This window comes from Roseovarius atlanticus (assembly GCF_001441615.1).
Classification (GTDB): domain Bacteria; phylum Pseudomonadota; class Alphaproteobacteria; order Rhodobacterales; family Rhodobacteraceae; genus Roseovarius; species Roseovarius atlanticus.
Window position 1 is genome coordinate 1 of the sequence record NZ_LAXJ01000053.1, and the last position, 1099, is coordinate 1099.

General features: G+C 63.3%; 1 protein-coding gene. It reads right to left on the reverse strand.

Annotation, left to right across the window (positions count from 1 at the left end; genetic code table 11):
• Positions 1-904 (reverse strand): hypothetical protein (locus XM53_RS22250; RefSeq protein ID WP_057796986.1); only part of this gene is annotated, 904 nt, incomplete at its 3' end.
• Positions 905-1099 lie beyond the last annotated feature (195 nt).

Sequence of the window (1099 nt, forward strand, 5' to 3'; positions counted from 1 at the left end):
CGCGCAAGGCGCGCGGGGTCTTGCCCGAAAGCGGTGTCATTTCGGCTTCCGCCCGCGCTGACCATGCTTCAATATCGTCTAGGTGCCGCATTGCTGTCAGACATGCCGTCTCCATCCCCTCAAGCCAACACGCCAAACGGTCAGCGGGTGGGCCGCCAGCGCGCAGCCCCCCTGCCCCACCCATGGCCAGAGGTGCAAAGACTGCTCCCTTGCCCTCGCTGGCCGCGATCCGCGCGGCCGTGACTGCCGCTTCCATTCGATCGCCCTGCTGCCCAAGGCCCGCAAGGCTCCAGAGGTGATAACCCGCGCAGGCACGGGTTATCGGGTGCAGCTCGGCGGCTTGCGCCATCAGGTTCAGCCAACCGCCCGCGCGATCCGCAAAAGGCTCGGCGTCATCGACCATGTTCTCGGGATCGCGACGATCGAGGAAGGCAGAAAGGTCCACCTCGGGGCCTGGTCCCCCTGTCAGACGACGTACCGCCCAACCGACACGCGCCAGTCCTGCGGGGTCCTCTTGAACGCCTGACAGGCGCATGGATATCCAAATAGCAATGCGATCCGGGCCAATGCGGTCACCCGCGAACCAGCTGAGGTCGGCAGCCTCGATCAGGGCAAGCCTGTGCCGCCATCCTTCCGGGCTGCGCTTCAGGCGGTCGTCCAGCGCGCCGACGCGACCGGCCACACGGGCAAGACGCGCGGCATGACCCGCCTCTGCTTTCCGCCAATCGTCGAGGATCTCGGCTTCACGCGGTTCGGCCCGCGGTCCGGGCGGCAGATAATCCGGCTCCTCTTCCATGGGACCGGGCAGGAACCAAAGATCGTCCTCGGACGACTGTTCCACCTCCTCAGCATCGAGAAAGAGAACGTCCGATTCATCATGAAAGGCAGGCGCTTGAGGCTTCATATGTGCAAAATACTGGGTTTTTGCATTTTACCCAAGGGTTTTGTCAGAGTGCACCCGCGCTTCTTATATAGCACGCGCGGGCGATGGTCGGCGAGGGCTCTCTGATCGCGCTCAGCCTATGGAAACCAAGGGCTTTCCGTTGAGCAGGGGCACAGAGATCGCCCTTGCATCCGTTTACAAACGGTCGTTTATTGG